Source organism: Okeania sp. SIO2F4 (genome assembly GCF_010672385.1).
Taxonomy (GTDB): Bacteria; Cyanobacteriota; Cyanobacteriia; order Cyanobacteriales; family Microcoleaceae; genus Trichodesmium.
Map to the genome: position 1 here is coordinate 1 of NZ_JAAHGT010001468.1, position 1,186 is coordinate 1,186.

General features: G+C 37.0%; 1 protein-coding gene. It reads right to left on the reverse strand.

All coding sequences use genetic code 11. The features are described from left to right. Window positions 1–53 precede the first annotated feature (53 nt). On the reverse strand, window positions 54–1,186 hold a 1,133-nt coding region (locus F6K22_RS41285; RefSeq protein ID WP_293110999.1), incomplete at its 5' end, for an Hsp70 family protein.

The following is a 1,186-nucleotide window of genomic DNA, read 5'->3' on the forward strand; positions in this document are numbered from 1 at the left end:
TCCCTACTCCCTACTCCCTACTCCCTACTCCCTACTCCCTACTCCCTCTTTATCTATAGAAAGGGATTTTTACCAAATTCATTCTCAGGATCTTCAGTTTTTTCCTGAATCTTGGTTGAATTTACATGGTCATTTGTAGTTGAGTTAGTATCAACAAATATCTCACTTTCTACTTCTTTATAAGTTTCTGACTCTGGAATTTTTGGTTCTACTTCTTTATAAGTTTCTGGTTGTGTAATTTCTGAATCTTGAAGCATCTTAGAACTTTGATCTTCTTCTGGTAACTTCAACTTTTCACTTCCTCCTTGTTCATATAAGGTTTCACCTAAAGCAAAAAGCTGTTGCCTAAATACTTCAATCTGCTGATTTAGTTGTTCATAATTAACTTCAGTTTCAGAATTAATCAAAACTTGTTTCAACTGCTCATAACTATTACCAACTTCTGTTAATAACTCTTCATCAATAACATCACCATGTTCTTTAATAGTTGCTTCATAGTTATATAAAAGAGTATCTGCCTGATTTCTCAATTCTGCTAATAGTTTTTGTTGACTGTCTTGTTCTGCATAAACTTCTGCTTCTTGCTGCATTCGTTGAATTTCTGCTTCACTCAGACCACCTGTATTACTAATTTCAATACTTTGTTCTCTACCCGTTCCTTGATCTAGAGCCTTAACTTTCAGAATTCCATTAGCATCTATATCAAAATTAACCTCTATTTGTGGTATACCCCTCGGAGCAGGAGGAATTCCTTTCAGTAAAAATCTACCTAGACTTTTATTATCTTTAACCATTGCTCGCTCACCCTGGAGAACATGAATCTCCACAGACGTTTGTCCATCCACAGCAGTAGAATACATTTGGGAGCGACTGGTAGGAATTGTAGTATTTCTCTCAATCACCTTAGTATATATTCCTCCCAAAGTTTCTAACCCCAAGGACAGAGGAATCACATCTAATAACAAAAGGTCTTTAACTTCACCGCCTAAAATACCAGCTTGAATCGCTGCCCCCAAAGCCACAGCTTCATCTGGGTTCACGGAAGTATCAGAAGCTTTAGCATTAAAATAATTACCTATTGCTGCTTGAACTGCTGGTATCCTAGTAGATCCTCCCACAAGAATAATCCTGTCTATATTTTCTGGCTTCATCCCAGCATCCTTGAGAGCTTGTTCTACTGGTTGAA